This window comes from Streptomyces sp. NPDC102462 (genome assembly GCF_044765425.1).
Lineage (GTDB): Bacteria > Actinomycetota > Actinomycetes > Streptomycetales > Streptomycetaceae > Streptomyces.
On the sequence record NZ_JBIWKB010000050.1, the window covers coordinates 40,597 to 58,983 of the forward strand.

16 protein-coding genes are annotated in these 18,387 nt (G+C 73.6%); 3 read left to right on the top strand and 13 right to left on the bottom strand.

The annotated features are described in order from the left end of the window. Positions 1-45: 45 nt before the first annotated feature. Both ACIRFL_RS32670 and ACIRFL_RS32675 read right to left on the bottom strand, forming a co-directional pair. The gene (locus ACIRFL_RS32670) at positions 46-705 is read right to left on the bottom strand and encodes an NADPH-dependent F420 reductase (protein WP_404035609.1); all 660 of its coding nucleotides are present in this window, start codon (positions 703-705) and stop codon (positions 46-48) included. Positions 706-821: 116 nt separating this feature from the next. Continuing rightward, on the bottom strand, positions 822-1,511 hold the full coding sequence (locus ACIRFL_RS32675) for a FadR/GntR family transcriptional regulator (protein ID WP_404035612.1): 690 nt from the start codon (positions 1,509-1,511) through the stop codon (positions 822-824). A 232-nt stretch (positions 1,512-1,743) separates the two neighbouring features. On the opposite strand from ACIRFL_RS32675, the gene ACIRFL_RS32680 reads away from it, so the two are divergent. Continuing rightward, the gene (locus ACIRFL_RS32680) at positions 1,744-3,447 is read left to right on the top strand and encodes a 2-isopropylmalate synthase (RefSeq protein ID WP_404035615.1); all 1,704 of its coding nucleotides are present in this window, start codon (positions 1,744-1,746) and stop codon (positions 3,445-3,447) included. Then, entirely contained in the window at positions 3,444-4,229 is a 786-nt protein-coding gene (locus tag ACIRFL_RS32685) for an ABC transporter ATP-binding protein (protein ID WP_404035618.1), read from the top strand. Before ACIRFL_RS32680 ends, ACIRFL_RS32685 begins: the two co-directional genes overlap by 4 nt. A gap of 42 nt (positions 4,230-4,271) precedes the next feature. On the opposite strand, the gene ACIRFL_RS32690 is transcribed toward ACIRFL_RS32685, so the two are convergent. Then, complete coding sequence (locus ACIRFL_RS32690; RefSeq protein ID WP_404035621.1) at positions 4,272-4,484, bottom strand: EF-hand domain-containing protein; 213 nt, start codon at positions 4,482-4,484, stop codon at positions 4,272-4,274. Between the two features lie 60 nt (positions 4,485-4,544). Continuing rightward, positions 4,545-5,489: a MerR family transcriptional regulator gene (locus ACIRFL_RS32695; protein WP_404035624.1), complete on the bottom strand. Its 945-nt coding sequence runs from the start codon at positions 5,487-5,489 to the stop codon at positions 4,545-4,547. A 58-nt stretch (positions 5,490-5,547) separates the two neighbouring features. Here ACIRFL_RS32695 and ACIRFL_RS32700 point away from each other — a divergent pair, with 58 nt between their 5' ends. Continuing rightward, entirely contained in the window at positions 5,548-6,216 is a 669-nt protein-coding gene (locus tag ACIRFL_RS32700; protein ID WP_404035627.1) for a GNAT family N-acetyltransferase, read from the top strand. Here ACIRFL_RS32700 and ACIRFL_RS32705 read toward each other — a convergent pair. The 9 genes from ACIRFL_RS32705 to ACIRFL_RS32745 all read right to left on the bottom strand — a co-directional run bounded on the left by ACIRFL_RS32705 (position 6,170) and on the right by ACIRFL_RS32745 (position 18,356). Then, positions 6,170-6,778, bottom strand: coding sequence for an ADP-ribosyltransferase (locus ACIRFL_RS32705; protein ID WP_404035629.1), 609 nt, complete (start codon positions 6,776-6,778; stop codon positions 6,170-6,172). The genes ACIRFL_RS32700 and ACIRFL_RS32705 overlap by 47 nt on opposite strands. A gap of 78 nt (positions 6,779-6,856) precedes the next feature. Next, entirely contained in the window at positions 6,857-8,050 is a 1,194-nt protein-coding gene (locus ACIRFL_RS32710) for a hypothetical protein (protein ID WP_404035632.1), read from the bottom strand. After that, positions 8,050-8,850: a polysaccharide deacetylase family protein gene (locus tag ACIRFL_RS32715; protein WP_404035635.1), complete on the bottom strand. Its 801-nt coding sequence runs from the start codon at positions 8,848-8,850 to the stop codon at positions 8,050-8,052. The genes ACIRFL_RS32710 and ACIRFL_RS32715 overlap by 1 nt, the downstream gene beginning before the upstream one ends. Before the next feature lie 86 nt (positions 8,851-8,936). Continuing rightward, positions 8,937-9,440 (bottom strand): ATP-binding protein, encoded by a 504-nt coding sequence (locus tag ACIRFL_RS32720; protein ID WP_404035638.1) that lies wholly within the window; start codon positions 9,438-9,440, stop codon positions 8,937-8,939. Between the two features lie 277 nt (positions 9,441-9,717). Continuing rightward, positions 9,718-10,485: an enoyl-CoA hydratase/isomerase family protein gene (locus tag ACIRFL_RS32725; protein ID WP_404035641.1), complete on the bottom strand. Its 768-nt coding sequence runs from the start codon at positions 10,483-10,485 to the stop codon at positions 9,718-9,720. A 298-nt stretch (positions 10,486-10,783) separates the two neighbouring features. Then, the gene (locus tag ACIRFL_RS32730; protein WP_404035644.1) at positions 10,784-12,544 is read right to left on the bottom strand and encodes an ABC transporter ATP-binding protein; all 1,761 of its coding nucleotides are present in this window, start codon (positions 12,542-12,544) and stop codon (positions 10,784-10,786) included. Beyond that, positions 12,541-14,253, bottom strand: a complete 1,713-nt coding sequence (locus ACIRFL_RS32735) for an ABC transporter transmembrane domain-containing protein (protein WP_404035647.1) — start codon at positions 14,251-14,253, stop codon at positions 12,541-12,543. Before ACIRFL_RS32735 ends, ACIRFL_RS32730 begins: the two co-directional genes overlap by 4 nt. 237 nt (positions 14,254-14,490) lie before the next feature. Next, positions 14,491-16,380, bottom strand: coding sequence for an ABC transporter ATP-binding protein (locus ACIRFL_RS32740; protein ID WP_404035649.1), 1,890 nt, complete (start codon positions 16,378-16,380; stop codon positions 14,491-14,493). Further along, positions 16,377-18,356 (bottom strand): ABC transporter ATP-binding protein, encoded by a 1,980-nt coding sequence (locus tag ACIRFL_RS32745; protein WP_404035652.1) that lies wholly within the window; start codon positions 18,354-18,356, stop codon positions 16,377-16,379. Before ACIRFL_RS32745 ends, ACIRFL_RS32740 begins: the two co-directional genes overlap by 4 nt. Positions 18,357-18,387 lie beyond the last annotated feature (31 nt).

Sequence of the window (18,387 nt, forward strand, 5' to 3'; positions counted from 1 at the left end):
GCGGTTCGACAGCCAACGGCATATCGCGGCGCATCCAGCGGAGCGTCAGGCGCGGAAGTCCGCCGGCCGCTCCGGGGACGCCTCGGCGAGGGCCTTGCGAACCGCCTCGGCGCCCGCCCGCAGCCCGTACACCGGGGTGCCCGGCTGCTGCCGCCAGGACTCGTCGATGCCGCCCGCGTCCACCGTGTCGAAGCCGAGTTCGTCGATCAGGTCGCGCACGGCCCGCTTGGCGGCCTCGTCGTCGCCGGCCACCGGGAGCGCCATGCGGTCGGGGTCGCCGGCCGGGCGGTGGCGGTCCAGGATGTCCTGGGCGTAGGTGCCGTTGAACGCCTTGATCACCGGGTGGCCGATCTGCCGCTCGGTCCAGCGGCTCTCGGTGATCCCGTCGTCCTCGATGCCCGCGATCCGGCCGTCCCGCTGCGGATAGTAGTTGCCCGTGTCGATCACGGCGACGCCCTCGGCCGCCCCGTCGAGCAGTCCGGACGGCAGGTCCGGTACCGCCCGCACCGGGACCGTGACCACGACGACCTGCGCGCCGCGGGCCGCCTCCGCGGCCGGGACGGGCGTGGCGCCCGTCTCCCGGGCCAGCTCGGTGAGGGTGTGCGGGCCGCGGGAGTTGGCGACGGACACGTCGTGGCCGAGGGCGGTGAGCCGCCGGGTGAGGTTGCCGCCGATGTTGCCCGCGCCGATGATGCCGATCTTCATGACAGACCCTCCATGATCAATGCGTGCGCATGCGTTGAGGAGCGTCAACCCGGGCACTGCGCGGACTATTCCGGACCGCGCGGCAACCAGGTGATTCCGGTCGGCACCGCTCGTGATCAGTGCTCTCGTGGCCCGCCGAACGGGTCCTCCAGCTCCGCGCGCAGGACGTTCGCCGCGGTCTCGGCATCGCCGTCGGCGATCGCCCGGGCCAGGGCCGCGTGGGCGTCGTCGGCGGTGTTCGGGTCCTGTACGCGCTGCCCGGTCAGCGCCAGCAGGTCGACCAGGCCCTCCCGCAGCACGGGGGTGAACTCGGCGAACAGCTCGGCGAGTACGGGGTTGTGCGCGGCGTCGACGACGGCCGCGTGGAAGGCGATGTCGGCGTCGACGAACGCCCGGTCGTCCGCAGTGGCGGCGGCCCGGCGGCCGTCGAGCGCGGCCCCGATCGCCGCCACGTCCTCGGGGGTACGCCGGGCGGCGGCCAGCCGGGCCGCGTGCACCTCGACGGCCATCCGGACCTCGTAGACGTCGCTCACCGCGGCCCGGCGCAGCCGCGTCGGCCAGTCCTCGACGGGCTGTGTCGCCACCACGAACACGCCCGCGCCCTGCCGGGGCCGCACCAGCCCGGCCCCGGTGAGCGCGCGCAGCGCCTCGCGGACGGTGGAGCGGCCCACGCCGAGTTCCCTTGCGAGGGTGGTCTCACCGGGCAGCCGGGTGCCGACGGGCCAGTGACCTGCGGCGATCTGCTCACGCAGACGGGCGGCGGCCTGTTCGACCAGCGGGCTCGGGCGGACGGGACCTAGGGCCATGGAGTGTCACCAACTCGTCGGGGGCGTGGGGCCCGCAGCCGGGGGGCGTCGGGTCGCACTGAAGATTCTCACTTGTCTGAGGACCTGAGGAATGGCTAGCGTATCCCGCATGACGCTTCGCGGTCTGCTTCTCCTCGGCTGCCGCGGCGGGGCCTGACGCGACCGGCACCCCGCCGCGGGGCCGCCGTGCCGCCGGTCACCGTCCGACCGAGCCGAAGGGCACCACCCGACGATGACCACCGTTCTGACTCCCGGCTGGAATCCCCAGCGCCCCAGCCCCATGCCGTACCACCGCTACCGTCCCTACGACCGGCGCGTGCACGTCCCGGCCGGCGACCGGTCCTGGCCCTCCGCGCGCCTGACCCGGGCGCCACTGTGGGTTCCCGTCGACCTGCGCGACGGCAACCAGGCGCTGGCCGAGCCGATGGACACGCCCCGCAAGCGCCGCTTCTTCGACCTGCTGGTCCGGCTCGGCTTCAAGGAGATCGAGGTCGGCTACCCGTCGGCGAGCCGCACCGACTTCGACTTCGTACGGCACCTGGTGACCTCCGGGGCCGTCCCCGACGATGTCACCCCGGTCGTGTTCACCCCGGCCAGAGCGGACCTGATCGACCGCACCTTCGAGGCGATCGAGGGGATGCCGAGGGCCGTGGTCCACCTGTACTTCGCGACCTCGCCGGTGTGGCGCGAGGTGGTGCTGCGCCGGGACCGGGCCGGGGTGCGGCGGACCGTGCGGGAGGCGGCCGGGCACATGGCGCGCCGGGCCGGGGACAGGGCCGGCGTACGCTTCCAGTTCTCGCCGGAGACCTTCAACCTCACCGAGCCCGACTTCGTCCTCGAACTGTGCGACGAGCTGACGGAGTTGTGGGACGCGAGCCCCGACCGCCCCGTCACCCACAACCTGCCCGCGACGGTGGAGATCGCCACCCCGAACGTCTACGCCGACCAGATCGAGTACGTCCACCGCCAGTTGTCCCGCCGCGACTCGGTGATCCTGTCCGTGCACCCGCACAACGACCGCGGCACCGGTGTCGCCTGCGCCGAACTGGCCGTGCTGGCGGGTGCCCAGCGCGTGGAGGGCTGTCTGTTCGGCAACGGCGAACGCACCGGTAACGTCGACCTGGTGACCCTCGCACTGAACCTCTACGCCCAAGGGGTCGACCCGATGGTCGACTTCGGCGACATCGACGCGGTACGGGAGACGGTCGAGCACTGCAACCGGCTGCCCGTGCACCCCCGCCACCCGTACGCGGGCGAACTGGTGCACACCGCCTTCTCCGGCACCCATCAGGACGCGATCAGCAAGGGCCTGGCCCGGCACGCCCGCCGGGCGGCCGAGTCGGGGGTACCGGAGCGGCAGGCGCCCTGGTCGGTGCCGTATCTGCCGGTGGACCCCGCTGACCTGGGCCGCTCCTACGAGGCCGTGATCCGGGTCAACTCGCAGTCCGGAAAGGGCGGTTCGGCCTACCTGTTGCGCACGCGGCACGGCGTCGACCTGCCGGAGCGGATGCGGAGCGAGTTCGCGGGCCTCGTCCAGGAGATGGCGGACGCCGACGGGCGGGAGGTCACCCCGAAGGAGCTGTACGACCTCTTCCGCGCCGCCTACCTGGACGACGGCCCGCTGCGGCTCAAGTCCTGGTCGAGCCACCGGGAGGCGCCGGGCAGCGACCGGTTCGTCTGCGCCCTGCGCACCGGCGCGGACGACATCGCCGAGCACACGGGGACCGGCGCCGGCCCGCTGGCCGCGTTCGCCGACGCACTGGCGGGCGCCGGGTACCCCGTCGAGGTCCTGGAGACCGCCGCGAGCGGGCCGTTCGCCTTCGCGGAGTGCCGGGTGGCCGGCCGGACGGTGTGGGGCGCGGGACAGGACGACTCGGCGGCGGCCGCCGCCGTGCTCGCGGTGCTGTCCGCGGTGAACCGGGCGGTGCGCCGGTGATCGTCCTGCGTGCGGAGGACGTACAGGTCGTGCGCGACGGCCGGCCGATCCTCCAGGAGGTCTCACTGACCGTGCGGGCGGGCGAGCACTGGGCGCTGCTCGGCGCCAACGGTGCCGGCAAGTCCACCCTGCTCGGCCTGCTCGGCGCCCTCACCCATCCGACGCGCGGCACGGTGGAGGTGCTGGGCCGGCGTCTCGGCCGGGTCGACGTGCGGGAGCTGCGGTCGTACGTGGGACACGTCGATCCCCGCCATCCGCTCACCGAGCCGCTGACCGTGCGCGGTGTGGTGCTGACCGGGCTCACCAACTCGGTCGCGCCGCTGCCCCGCTGGCGGCCGACGCCGGAGCAGGAGGCGCGGGCGGACCGGCTCATCGAGACGCTGGGGCTGGCCGACCACCGCGAGTCCCGCTGGCCCACGCTCTCCCAGGGGCAGCGCGGCCGGACCCTGATCGCACGGGCGCTGATGCCCGAGCCACGGCTGCTGCTCCTGGACGAGCCGGCCACCGGCCTCGACCTGCCGGGCCGGGAACAGCTGCTCGGTGCGCTGGACGCGCTGCGCCGGGAGCATCCGCGGCTGGCGACGGTGCTGGTCACCCACCATCTGGAGGAGCTGCCGGCCGGGACCACGCACGCCCTGCTGCTGCGCGACGGACGCAGTCTGGCCCAGGGCCCGGCCGAGGACGTGCTCACCGGCGACCGGCTCGGCAAGTGCTTCGACCTGCCGCTGGTCCTGGCACGCCACGGCGGCCGCTGGAACGTGCGCGTCGAGCGCCCGGCATGACAGCGGGGGGCGCCCGGCCGGGCGCCCCCCGCTCCGCTCATGTCACTTGTTCAGGTAGGCCCAGAACTCGTCGAACGACAGCACCTTGTCGCCGTTGAGGTCGCGGGTCTTGATGACGGCCTCGGCCACCGCCTCGGTGACGTTCCAGTCGCCCCCCTGGGCCAGGGCGGTCTTGAACTCGGCGGCGGTGATGAACCCGTCGCCGTCCGCGTCGATCCGCTCGAAGTGCTTGCGTGCCTCGTCGATGTCCGCCACCGATCCGCCCCTTATTGTTCGTGTTTCTCGTGCCGTGTCGGCGTAGTGCCGCGGGTCAGGTTAACCGCCCGCCCGCGCCCGGAGCGCGGTGACCACCCAGGCGAACTCCTCCTGGTGCCGCGGGGGCTCCTGGTGTCCGGCGACGGCGGCGGCCAGTTCGCGGTAGCGGGCGACCTGGGCGCCGAGGTCGATGCGGCGCAGCACCGCCGCGTGGTCGGCGCCCTCGCCGAGCAGTTCGGTCAGTACGGCGTCGGCCTCCGGGCCCTCGGGCGCAACGCCGCGCGCCCGGGCGGCGCCGACCAGGTCGACCAGGCGCCGGAAGAACCACAGGGACGCGCCGGCCGGGGTGTCCGGGCCGCGGTCGGCCGCGTTGACCTCGATGTTCCGGCGCATCGCGGCCCGGAAGCCGGGGTCCTGGAGCAGTTCGGCCAGCTCCACCCAGGCGTCGACCTGGGCCGGGGTCGGATCGTCGGGCAGGTTCACCCCGGTGTGCCGCATCCGCTCCCGGATCGCGGGGTCGGCGGTGTCGAGCCCGCGGAAGGTCTCCTCCACGAACTCGTCCACGATCCGCTGCCGTTCGGCGGCCGACAGCCGCGCCAGTTTGTTCATCAGTGTCATCTCCTCTGCGGTCGAGCCGCGTCGGGCCACGGTCGACAGCACCGCGCGGGTCACCTTCAGCGAGCGGATCTGGGCGTCGAGGGCCGCCACGTGCGCGGCGGCGACCTGCGCCACCGTTCGCTCGCCGGAGAGCACGTCCCGCACCTGCGCCAGGCCGAGGCCCAGTTCGCGCAGGGTGCGGATCAGCTCAAGACGGGCGGCGGACGCGGCGTCGTAGAGCCGGTAGCCGCCGGCCGAGCGGGTCACCGGGTCGAGGACGCCCTCGTCGGACCAGTAGCGGATGGTGCGCACGGTCAGTCCGGTGGCCCGGGCCAGCTCGCCGATGGTGAACAGGCCGCTGCCGTCGTACGGGCGGTCTGGGGGGTGGCCCCGCGGGGGGTGCTGCATGTCTGCCAGTCTGGGCCTTCCAGTGGGTGGAGACTCAAGGCGAGCCGGGAGTGCGGGCGTGACGAAGACCCTGCGGGACATTCTCGACGCGGCGGCCCGGGGAGTCTTCCCGCCGGACGACGGCGGCACGACCGTGGTGCCGCAGCACGCGCACCGCCACGCGGGTGTGATCGCCTTCACCGCGCACGCGGTGGTGTTCACGGACGAGGACGAGGGGTGGGTGCGCGGGGCCCTCGACGCGGTCGGCTGCGATCCGCTGGCCGCCGCCGTGCATCCGCGCTTCCTGGCGGACTTCATGGCGCGCACGGGACGCGCCCACGACACGGTCGACGCGCTGCTGGTCGGCGCTCCGCTGCCGGGCGGGCCGCCGCTCGCGCTCCGGGAGGTCACGGACCTGGGTCATCCCCGGATCGGCTACGCCCGCGAGCGCCGCGACGGGGTACGGGCCTGGGCGGCGGACGGCGGGGTGGTGGTGCTGGGCCGCGGGGTGGCCGGACGGTTGGAGGTGTCCGTGGAGGTGGACGCGACGGCGCGCCACCGCGGGCTGGGACGGGACCTCGTGGCGGCGGCGCTGCGGCTCGCCGACGAGCCGGTGTGGGCGCAGGTGTCGCCGGGGAACGCCCGCAGCCTGCGGGCGTTCCTGGCGGCCGGCTACCGCCCGGTGGCCGCGGAGGCGCTGCTCAGTGCCACGGCTTGTAGTGCGGATTGCTCCGGCACTCGTTCATGATCTCGGTCTTGGTGGTCTTGTCGACGGGGCAGACGCCGATGACGTACTTGCGCTGGATCCCGCCGGGGAAGGCGACCTCCACCTGGTCGGCCCATTTGTGGGTGTCGCCGATGGTCTGGTTGACGTCGATGCCGCCGGGGGCGTCGATGTAGTAGTTGTAGCCGGACTTGTACCAGGTTTTGTACAGGTCGTGGTCGTAGGTGGTGGAGACGTACGGCGAGGGCTGGTTGACGAGCACGTACTTCTCGATGTCGTACTGCCCGTTCACCACGTCCTTGGGCCGAAAGCCCTCCTCGAAGACGACGGACGGGGCGCGGCTGTCGCTGCGGTACAGGGTGCCGCAGGCGGTGCGCCAGGCCGGCGTCGGGGTGATCCGGCCGATGTCGACGCGGCGGTCGGCGGCCGCCTCGATCGGATTCTCGAACCGGGGGCAGACCGGGGCGGCCCCGGCGGCTGCCCGCACGGGGGTGGAGGCGGCCGGGGCCGCGGCCGTCGTGGCGAGGACGGCCGCGAGACAGAGGGCGGCGGCAGCGGCGCGGCGCCGCGGGCGAGTACTGGTCATGGGGGGTGACGATCCCGGTTCCCGGGCCGTGCGGCCGGGACCGTCACCCCATCGGGGGCGTGTCCAACTGGCGGCTTTTCAGCGGAAGATGCCGGTGTGTCCGAGCGAGTAGCGGCCCGGCTGTGGATAGACGGCGAGTCCGTGCGGGCCGCTGCCGACCTTGATGCGGGCCAGCTGGGCGCCGGTGCGGGTGTCGATCGCGTACACCTCGGAGTGGTAACGGCCGGACAGCCACAGCACCCTGCCGTCCGCGGAGACGCCGCCCATGTCGGGGCTGCCGCCGCCGGGCAGGCGCCACTTCCCGGTGAGCTTGCCGCGGCCGAAGTCGAACAGGGAGATGGTGCCCTCGCCCCGGTTGGAGACGTACATCACGCGGGAGTCGCGGCTGACGTAGAGGCCGTGGGCGCCCTTGCCGGTGGCCAGGAACCGCGGCTTGCCGAAGGTGTCGCCGTCGAGGATCCACATCCCGTTGGCCTTCATGTCGGCGATGTAGAACAGCTTGCCGTCGGGCGACATCTTGACGTCCTGGGGCATCGCGCCCTGGAGCGGCAGCTTCTGCTGCGCGACGACCTCCATCCGCGCCGTGTCGACCTTCAGCAGTTCGCCGCTGAACTCGCAGGAGACGATGAAGTAGCGGCCGTCCAGGGAGAAGTCGGCGTGGTTGACGCCGTAGCAGCTGACCGGGACGGTCTTGGCGGTCTTCATGGTGTGCGGGTCGCGGAAGACCAGCTGGCGGTCGAGGGAGGCCATGACGACCGCGTACTTGCCGTCGGGCGTGAAGTAGAGGTTGTACGGGTCGTGCACGGGGACCGGCTTGCCCGCCTTGCCGGTCCTAGGGTCGATGGGGGTCAGGGAGTTGCCGCGGTCGTTGTTGACCCACAGCGTCTTCAGGTCCCAGGAGGGCACGACGTGCTGGGGCTGGACGCCGACCGGGATCGTCCCGATGACCTTGTACGTCTCCGGGTCGATGACGCTGACGGTGTTGGAGTTGGTGTTGGGGACGTAGATCCGCGACGGGAAGTCGTCGACCACCGGGGAGAGCAGGCCGGGGCGGTCGGCGGCGTAGACGTCCTTCGGGTCGAGCACGGGCGGCATGCCGGGCAGCCCGTCGCCCTGGTGCCCCGCCGACCGGCCGGGGACGGGCGCCTTGCTGGGGATCGCCGTGTCCGTGCGGTGCTCGGTGTCGCTGCACCCAGACAGCACGGACAGCGCGGACAGCAGGGTCAGGGTGGCAGCGGCGGCCAGGACGCGGGCCGCGAGGGTGGGTTGCATCAGCTCAGCAGCTCCGTGGTGGTGACCGCGTGCAGTCCACGGCGGTCGAGTTCTTGCAGTACGTCGGGGAGGGCGGCCACCGTGTCCGGGTAGCCGAAGTGCAGGCTGACCACCGATCCGGCGGTGACCTCGGTGAGGACCGTGCGGGTGACGGCGGCCGGGCCCGGCCGGGTGTGGTCGAGCGAGTCGACGTCGTACGAGAGCACGTGCGGGTAGCCCGCTGCGCGGGCCAGCCGCTCGACCAGCGGGGAGGCGGCCTGGGCCCGGGACGGGCGGAACCAGCTGCCGATCGAGCCGGTGAGCCGTTTCAGCCGGTCCGCGCAGCCGGTGATCTCGGCGCGGGCGTCGGCCTCGGGCAGGGTGTTGATCGAGAGGTGCCGCTGGGTGTGGTTGCCGAGGTCGTGGCCGCCGTCGAGGATGCGGCGGGCCATCTGCGGGTGCTCGTCCAGCCAGCTGCCGACGGCGAGCACGGTGACGCGGGCGCCGCGCCGTTCGGCCTCGGTGAGCAGGGCGCGGGCCAGCGCGGGGTCGCCCTGGCCGTGGAAGGTGAGGGCGATGCGGGGGTGGTCGCGCGGGCCGTGGCTGATCTGGGCGGGCTGCCGGGGGAAGGCCCGGGGTGCGGGTGCGGCTCGGGGCGTGGCCTTCGCGGGGGTGGGCGCGAGGGAGGCGGTGGGGCGCGTGGCGGCGGGCTGCCCGGAGCCCGCGGCGGACCCGCACCCGGCGGCGAGGACGCCACCGGTGACAAGCCCGGCGCCCGCGCGCAGGGCCCCGCGGCGGTCGGTCGTGGTCACGCACACCATTTAAAAGGCATGAGATACGAAAAAACGCTGATTGCGCCCATCGAGGGACAGTTCCCGGGTCGCGTCGCGCGGCGCTCCGCCGGTCGTCAGCGGTCGGTCACCTGCATCTCGAACCACGTCGTCTTGCCCCGCGGCAGCAGGTCCACGCCCCACCGGTCGGACAGCCTGTCCACGAGGAACAGCCCCCGGCCGCTGATGTCGAGCTCCTGCACCGGCATCAGACACGGCAGCCCGCGCGAGGGGTCGCGGACCTCCACCCGCATCCAGCCGCGACGACGGCGCATCCGCAGCCCGAAGACACGGGCGCCGGTGTGGCGCACGGCGTTGCCGACGAGTTCGGAGACGAGCAGGACGGCGTCCTCGGTGAGCTTCGGGGTGAGCCCCCACTGACGCAGGACCACGACCTGGGCGAGCCGCCGGGCGGTGGCCGCGGACTCGGGGCGGGACGGCAGCGGGACCTCTGCCTCGGCGGGGTTGCCGAACAGGTCGAGTACCTTGAGCGCCTGTTCGTCCTCGACCGCAGGCGACCAGCGCGCCGTGGTCGCACGGCCGTGTCCCCGCGGCTGTTCGATGCCCTCCAGCCCCGCCATGCCCCCATCATGGCCGCCCCGGGCGCCGTCCGTGGCCGTTCCGCGGGAATACGCCTCCGGGGAGCCTCCCTTGCATGGCATTCGTTCGGCATATGCCAAAGTCATGTCAGAGCCGATGGCGGCCTGGTTGACCTGCACAGACGGTTCGTTCCCGGGCAAGGGACAGGTCTCCTCGACAAGGCAGACTCAGGGCAGCCTCAAGGCTGCCACAGTCCGCCCCATCGAGGGACCCCGGATGAGACAGCGCGTCAATTGCAAGTGCTTTGGCGGGAGTTCTTCAGAGGAACGTTGCCTTGCCCGGGCCCTCCTCCACGAAGCTGCGCATGCCCCGCTCGCGGTCCTCGGTGGCGAACAGCCCCGCGAACCACGTCCGTTCGACGGCGAGCCCGGTGTCGAGGTCCGCCTCAAGGCCGGTGTCGATCGACTCCTTCGCCGCGCGCAGCGCGATCGCCGGGCCCCGCGCCAGCCTCGCGGCCCAGGCGTGCGCCTCGGTGTACACGTCGGCGGCCGGAACCACTCGGTCCACCAGGCCGATGGCAAGCGCCTCGTCGGCCCTGACCTGGCGGCCCGTGAAGATGAGGTCCTTCGCCTTGGCGGGGCCGACCAGTCGCGGCAGCCGCTGGGTGCCGCCGGCGCCCGGGATCAGACCGAGCAGGATCTCCGGCTGGCCCAGCTTCGCGTTGTCGGCGGCGATGCGGTAGTCCGCGCACAGCGCGAGTTCGCAGCCCCCGCCGAGCGCGTAGCCGGTGACAGCGGCGACCACCGGCTTGGGGATGCGGGCCACGGCGGTGAAGGAGTCCTGGAGGCCACGGGCGCGCAGGACCATCGCGGCGTGGTCCATGGCGCGCATCTCCTTGATGTCCGCGCCCGCCGCGAACACCTTCTCGCCGCCGTAGAGCACCACGGCGCGCACGTCGTCGCGGCGCGTGACCTCCTCGGCAAGCTCCCTGATCCGGTCCTGCACGGCGACGTCCAGCGCGTTCATCGGCGGGCGGTCGAGCCGCAGCGTGCCGACGCCTTCGGCGACTTCGAGATGTACGGTCATGCTCCGCAGGTTAGCGGCCGTTCACACCCCACGGGCCGCCGATACACCACCGAGGAGCAACTGGCGGGCCCCGAGGCGGGTATCTCAGGGGCAGCTGACCGCTCTCAGCTCCGCGACCCGGGCCGCGGTGCGCCCTGTCGGCGACGCGCTTTCGGCAGGCGCGCGGGAAGCACGTACCGTCCTCAGCCTCCTGCTCGCCGAGGTCGACAGCAGTCTCGCTCGGCATGGTCACGCCTCCACGGTCATGGTGATCCGTCTCACCCCCGTGACCGTAGAAGCCCGCGCGTCGGGAGGGCGGTCATGGTGTGCCGTTGGTGTGCCAGGTGCGCCACAGTGCCGCGTAAGCGCCGCCGGCCTTCACCAGTTCGTCGTGCGTGCCCAGTTCGGTGAGCCGGCCCTCCTCCATCACGGCCACCCGGTCCGCGTCGTGGGCGGTGTGCAGACGGTGGGCGATCGCGATGACGGTACGGCCCGCCAGCACGGCGGCCAGGGCACGCTCGGTGTGCCGCGCGGTCGCCGGGTCCAGCAGGGCCGTGGCCTCGTCCAGGATCAGTGTGTGCGGGTCGGCCAGCACCACCCGGGCCAGGGCGAGTTGCTGGGCCTGGGACCCGTCGGTGGCCGTACCGCCGGGTCCCAGCCGGGTGTCGAGGCCGTCCGGCAGCTCGCGCACCCAGGCGTCGGCGCCCACCGCGGCCAGCGCCGCCCACAACTCCTCGTCACCGGCCGCCGGTTCGGCGATCCGCAGATTGTCCCGCACCGTGCCGAGGAAGACATGGTGCTCCTGGGTGACCAGCACCACCTGCCGGCGCAGCCGCTCCGGCTCCAGACCCGCGATCGGCACCCCGCCCACCGTCACCGTGCCCGCGCCCGGCGCGTCGACGCCCGCGAGCAGCCGGCTCAGCGTGGTCTTGCCCGCGCCGGACGGCCCGACCACCGCCAGCCGCTCACCGGGCCGCACCGTCAGATGGACCCCGCGCAGCACCTCCCCGCCCCGCTCGTAGGCGTACCGCACCCCGGACACATCGATCCGGTCGTCCGCCGGGGCCGGCGCGCCGCCGTCCGGCACCGACCGCGGCGCCCCGGCCAGCCCCTCCACCCGGGCGAACGACGCGTTGCTGCTCTGCAGTTGCTCGATCCGCAGCAGGATCTGGTCCAGCGGCTCGGCGAGCTGCCGCAGATACAGCGCCGCCGCCACCACCGCGCCGAGGCCCACCGCCCCGCGCGCGTGCAGCACCCCGCCGACCAGCAGCACCCCCGCCACCGGGATCGTGTACGACACATCGACGGCCGGGAAGAACACCGTGCGCAGATACAGCGTGTACAGCCGGGTCCGCCGGGACGTCTCCAACGCGTCCCGGCTCGCCGCGATCCGCCGCTCCTCCAGGCGGAACGCCTCCACCGTGCGGGCCCCGGCCGCGGTGGCCGCGATGATCTCCGCGACCTGGGAGGTGGCCGCGCCCTCGGCGAGATAGCCGTCCCTGGCCCGGCGCAGATACCAGCGCAGCGCGCACCAGATCGGGATCGTCCCGAGCACCCCGAACAGGCCGAGCAGCGGGTCAAGCGCGAACACGGCACCGACCACGAACAGGGCCTGTACAAAGGAGACCAGCAGTTCGGGGCCCACGTCGCGGAGCGTGGTGCCGATCGCGGCCACGTCCGCGGTGCCGCGCGCGGTGAGGTCTCCGGTGCCGGCCCGCTCCACCGTCGACGCGGGCAGCGCGAGCGTCCGGTCGACGAACTCCTCACGGACCCGGGCCAGCGTCCGCTCCCCGAACCGGTACCCCACGTACCGGGCCCAGCGCGCCAGCAGCAGCTGGGCCAGCGCGCACACCAGGATGCCGGGCGCCAGCCGGTCCACCACCGCGGCCCCGGCTCCGGCCCGCACCTCGTCCACGATCCGGCCGACCAGCCACGGCCCGGCAAGTCCGGCCGCCGCGGCCAGCGCGTTCAGCAGCAGCGCGGCGGCGAAGGACCGCCCGTCGGCCCGCACCAGCCGCACCGTCGCCCGGCGTACGTCGGCCCGCCCGGCGACCGGCAGTTGACCCGTGTCCGGCGTCACCGCACGACCTCCTCGGCGGCGTTGTCGCGAGCCACCAGGGCCCGGTAGCCGGGCTCGTCCGCGAGCAGCGTGCGATGCCGTCCGGTGGCCGCGACCTTGCCGTCCACCAGGTAGTGCACGGTGTCCGCGCGGTCCAGCACCAGCGGCGAGGTGGTGGTCACCACCGTCGTACGGCCGGTGCGCGCATCCCGCAGCCGGCGCGCCACCGTGGCCTCCGTGTGCGCGTCCAGCGCCGATGTCGGTTCGACCGCGAGCAGCACCTCCGGGTCCGCCAGCAACGCCCGGACCAGCCGCACCCGTTGCCGCTGGCCGCCCGACAGGCTGCGGCCCTGCGCCGACACGGCCGAGTCGAGCCCGTCCGGCAGGCCCTGCACGATGTCGTCGGCGGCGGCCGCGTGCACGGCCCGCGCCAGCGCGGCGTCGTCGCACTCCCGGCGCCCGGTCACCACCTCCCGCAGCGTTCCCGCGAACAGGTCGGCCTCGTTGTCGCAGACCAGGATCCTGGAGCGCACCTCGGCCAGCCGGATCGCGTCGAGGCGCACCCCGCCCCAGGTGGCGGCGGACGGCGCGAAGCGGCCGAGGCGGTCGACCACGGCCGCGGCGTCCGCGGGCCGGGCGGCGACCAGCGCGGTCAGCCGCCCAGGCGGCACCCGCACCCCCGACTCGGGATCGACCAGCAGGGCCGGCTCCGCCGGGCCGGGCCGGGTCCCCTCGTCCGGCTCCGGGTCGAGCCGCAGCAGCGCCACCACCCGGCGCGCGGCCACCACGCCCCGGCTGAGCTGATAGCCCATCTCCACGAAGAAGGCCACCGGACCCACCAGCACCGCGACATAGCCGTACACCGCCACCAACTCGCCTACGCTCAGCTCGCCCGCGGCGGTCATCCGGGCCGCGAGCCAGGTCACCACCGCGAGGAACAGGGTGGGCAGGCCCACCCCGAGCGCCTGCACCCAGCTGGCCACCGCACCCACCCGGTAGCCCTGCGCCCGCAGCCGCCGCGAGTCACCCCGGAACGCGTCCGCGAACAGCCCCTTGCCGCCGAGTCCGTTGAGGACCCGCAGCCCGCCCGCCAGATCGCCGATGCGCGCGGTCAGCACGCCCTGCCGCTCCCGGTACGCGGTCTCCGCCGCCTGCAACCGCACCGTCAGCGGACCCGCGACCAGCGCGATCACCGGCATCCCCAGCAGCACCACCGCGGCCAGCAGCGGTGAGATGGACAGCAGCACCCCGGCCACCACGACGTAGACCACCACGGAGCCCACCCCGGGCCCGACGACGGTCAGCGACTGGGCGATCGTCTGCACGTCGCCGACGCCGACCGTGACGATCTCCCCGGCCCCGGCCCGCCGCGGCAGCGCGGCCCCCAGCCGCACCGCGTGCCCGACGACCACCTTGACCGTGCGGAAGTTGGCGTCCATCCGCACCCGTGTCATCGTCCGGTGGCGCATGATGCCCAGCCACGAGTTGACCGCCCCGACCAGGAACAGCACCACGGTCCACACGGCCAGCGCGCCCAGGTCACCCGCGATCAGACCGTCGTCGACCGCCCGGGCCATCAGATACGGCGTCGCCGCCATCAGCACCAGCCAGACGCTGCCCAGCAGCGCCCCGGCCAGCGACCGGCCGGGCTGGCACCGCACCAGCCACCACAGGAACCGCCAGCCGCCGCGCGTGTCGGGTGTCCCGGGATCCTCGTACGCGTCGATCATCCATGCTCCCCGTCCGTTCCGGTGTGCCGAGTGCTCCGCTGGTTGTGCCGCTCTGTGCCGTCAGTTGTCTGCGGCGGCGTTGTGGCTTGGCGCGCCCGCGCGGCGGAGCCGCATATCGAATACAGCCCCGCGCCCCTTTGGGGCGCCGCGTGCCGTCAGTCGGGTGCGGCGGCGTCGTGGCTTGGCGCGCCGTTCCTCGCGCCCCTTCGGGGCGGTGTCCAACCGCGGCGGTCGCTGTCAGGCCAGGCTGTCCCGCCAGGCGCGGTGGAGGTTTGCGAAGCGGCCCGTTCCGGCGATCAGTTCGGTGGGTTCGCCGTCCTCGACGATCCGGCCGTGCTCCATGACCAGCACCCGGTCGGCGATCTCCACGGTCGACAGCCGGTGCGCGATCACCACGGCCGTACGGCCGCGCAGCACCGTCGACATGGCCCGCTGCACCGCCCGCTCCCCGGGCACGTCCAGGGAACTGGTCGCCTCGTCGAGGATCAGTACGGCCGGGTCGGCGAGCAACGCCCTGGCGAAGCCGACCAGTTGACGCTGGCCGGCCGAGATGCGGCCGCCCCGCTTGCGTACGTCCGTGTCATAACCGTCCGGCAGCGCGTCGATGAACTCGTGCGCCCCGATCGCCTTCGCCGCCCGCTCGATGTCCTCACGGGTGGCGTCCGGGCGGCCGATGGCGATGTTCTCGGCCACCGTGCCCGAGAACAGGAACGACTCCTGCGTCACCATCACCACCCCGCGGCGCAGTTCGGGCGAGGACAGCTCCCGCAGGTCCACCCCGTCGAGCAGGACCCGGCCGTCGGAGGGGTCGTAGAACCGGGCGAGCAGCTTGGCGAGGGTCGACTTGCCCGCGCCCGTCGAACCGACCACGGCGACCGTCTGACCGGCCGGGATCGTCAGGTCGAAGCGGGGCAGCACCTCCCCGCCGGTGCGGTAGGCGAACCGGACGCCGGCGAAGACGACCTCGCGGCCGGGGCGGCCCTGCGCCGACTGCTCCGGCAGTGCTCGGGGCGCGGCCGGCTCAGGCACCGACGGGGTCTGCGCCAGCAGGCCCGCGATCTTCTCCAGCGAGGCGGCGGCCGACTGGTAGGAGTTGAGGAACATGCCCAGCCGGTCGATGGGGTCGTACAGGCGGCGCAGATACAGCACCGCCGCCGCGAGCACGCCGAGCGCCAGCGAGCCGGACGCCACCCGGGCGGCGCCCCACAGCACGATCACCGCGACCGCCGTGTTGGCGACCAGCCGGGAACCCACGACATAGCGGGCCATCTCCAGCAGGGCGTCGCCGTTCGTCCGTTCGTGGCGCCGGTTGAGCACGTCGAACGCGGCGTCGTTCGCGGCCTCCCGGCGGAAGGCGCGCACCGGCCTGATGCCGTTCATCGTCTCGACGAACTTCACGATCACCGCCGCGATGGCCGTGGAACGGAGCCGGAACACCCGCCCCGCGCGCCGCTGGTAGAGCCGTACCAGCAGATACAGCGGCACGAAGGAGGCCACCGCGACGGCGCCGAGGCTCAGGTCGAGCCAGAGCAGCATCGCGGAGATGTACACGAAGGACAGGATCACCGTGATGAGTTCCTGAAGCCCCTCGCTGAGCAGTTCGCGCAGCGATTCCACGTCCGCGGTGGAGCGCGAGATGAGCCGGCCCGAGGTGTACCGCTCGTGGAAGTCGACGCTCAGCGCCTGCGCGTGCCGGAAGATGCGGCCGCGCAGGTCGAGCAGCACGTCCTGGTTGACGCGCGCGGACGCCTCGATGAACGCGAACTGGAGGCCGCCGGAGAGCAGCGCGCACAGCAGATAGCCGACGCCGACCGCGATCAGCGGGCCGTGCTCGCCGCGGCGGAGGGCCGGTACGGCGCTGTCGATGGCGTACGCCACCAGCAGCGGGCCGGCCTGCACGGCGGCCTGCTGGAACAGCAGCAGCAACGTGGTGACGGCGACGCGGGCCTTCAGCGGGGCGAGCAGCGAGCGCAGCAGGGCGGCCGTGGCACCCGGCGGCGCGGGCAGCACGTCCCGGTCGAAAGGATCCAGGGAGTCCTGCGGCCGGGCCGGAGCGGCAGCCGCGTCCGGCGGGGTCACGGACCCGGAGGCGGCGGGCGGCGGAGCCGACGAGGCGGGAGCGGTCATCGAGGGTCCTCCACTTCCGTGCCCGGTACACCGGCGGCCCGCGGCGCACCGCCGCGTCCGTCCGCGTTCCGTCCGTCACCCGCGCCGGATCCGGGCCGTTCGCCGGCGGTGTGCTGTCCGGTCCGGCCGTCGGGCCGGTCCGCGGTTCGCCGGCCCGACAGCCGGCCTGCTGGTTCCCCGGCCGCGCCGGGTGCCGGCTCTTCGCCGGACATCAGGTGGGCGTACTCCGGGTGGGTGCGGAGCAGTTCGTGGTGGGTGCCGACCGCGGCGATGCGGCCCTGGGAGAGCAGGGCGACCCGGTCGGCGAGCAGCACCGTCGAGGGGCGGTGGGCCACGATCAGCGCGGTGGTGTCCGCGAGGACCCGGCGCAGCGCGGCCTCCACGGCGGCCTCGGTGTGCACGTCGAGCGCGGACAGCGGGTCGTCCAGCACAAGGAAGCGCGGGCGGCCCACCACCGCCCGGGCGAGCGCGAGCCGCTGCCGCTGCCCGCCGGACAGGCTCAGCCCCTGCTCGCCGACCTGGGTGTCCGTGCCCTGCGGCAGGGCGTGCGCGAACTCGGCCTGCGCGACGGACAGCGCCCGCTCCAGGTCCGCCCGGCCGGCACTGCCGTCGCCGCCCATGAGTACGTTCTCCCCGACGGACGCGGAGAACAGCGTCGGTTCCTCGAACGCCACGGCCACCTTCGCGCGCAGTTCCTCGCGGGGCATGGCGGTGATGTCCCGTCCGTCCAGCGTGATCCGCCCGGAGGTGACCTCGTGCAGCCGGGGGATGAGCGCCGTCAGGGTGGTCTTCCCGCTGCCGGTCGCCCCGACCAGGGCCATGGACTCGCCCGGGCGGATGTGCAGGTCGATGCCGTCGAGGGTGGGCGGGGAGCCGGGCGGGGCATCGGGATAGCGGAACCGGACGCCGTGGAACCGGAGTCCGGCGTCCGCCGTCCCCGGCTCCCGGTCGGGGCCGCCGGTCGGCCCCGGCTCCTCCACCCGGGCGTCCCGCGCCTCGAAGTACCGTTCCGTCGCCGTCGCCGCCTCCTGCGTCATCGCCAGCAGGAACCCGATCGAGTCCACCGGCCAGCGCAGCGCGAGCGCCGTGCTCAAGAAGGCGACCAGCGTCCCCGCGGACAGCTGCCCGTCCGCCACCCGCACGGTCCCCAGCACCAGCGCCGCGCCGATCGCGACCTCCGGCAGCGTCACGATGACCGCCCAGATCGCCGCCAGCAGCCGCGCCTTGCGCAGCTCCGTGCCGCGCAGCGTCCCCGACAGCTCGCGGAACGCCCGGGCCTGGCTGCGGTGCCGGCCGAACCCCTTGATGATGCGGATGCCGAGCACGCTCTCCTCGACGACCGTCGTCAGGTCGCCGACCTGGTCCTGGGCGAGCCGCGCCACAAGGGCGTACCGCCGCTCGAAGATCACGCAGGTCCATATCAGGGGCACCGCGGGTCCGAGGACGACCAGCCCGAGCAGCCAGTCCTGGGACATCATGATCGCCACACCGACCAGAATGGTCACGCCGTTGACCAGCAGGAACGTCAACGGGAAGGCGAGGAACATGCGCAGCAGCATCAGATCGGTGGTGCCCCGGGAGAGCAACTGGCCCGACGCCCAGCGGTCGTGGAAGGCCACCGGCAGCCGTTGCAGATGCCCGTACAGCTCGGCCCGCATCTCCGCCTCGACGTGCGACAGCGGCCGGGCCACCAGCCACCGCCGCAGCCCGAACAGCCCCGCCTCCGCGATCCCGAGCAGCAGCAGGTACAGCGCGCCCAGCCACACGCCCGCCGGATCCCGGTCGGCGACCGGCCCGTCCACCATCCACTTCAGGACCAGCGGGATCACCAGCCCCACGCAGGAGGCGACCACCGCGACGAACGCGGCGGTACACAGCCGTACCCGCACCGGGCGTACATACGGCCACAGCCGCAGCAGGGTGCGCACGGTGGAACGGTCGGGACGGTCCTTGGTGGTTGCATGTGTCGAGGGCATCACACGGAGCCTACGGACCCGCACCGACAAC